Consider the following 229-nt stretch of genomic DNA (forward strand, 5'->3'; position numbering starts at 1 on the left):
TGACGCGCATGAATGGATTAACGAGATTCCCACTGTCCCTATCTACTATCTAGCGAAACCACAGCCAAGGGAACGGGCTTGGCGGAATCAGCGGGGAAAGAAGACCCTGTTGAGCTTGACTCTAGTCCGACTTTGTGAAATGACTTGAGAGGTGTAGAATAAGTGGGAGCCGTTTCGGCGCAAGTGAAATACCACTACTTTTAACGTTATTTTACTTATTCCGTGAGGC

The 229-nt window shown here is 47.6% G+C and carries 1 rRNA gene; it reads left to right on the forward strand.

Features of this window, described 5'->3' with window-relative positions:
* Nucleotides 1-229, forward strand: a 23S ribosomal RNA gene (locus J2D73_RS20505); the annotation flags it as partial.

It is taken from the genome of Acetobacter sacchari (genome assembly GCF_017377715.1).
Lineage (GTDB): Bacteria > Pseudomonadota > Alphaproteobacteria > Acetobacterales > Acetobacteraceae > Acetobacter > Acetobacter sacchari.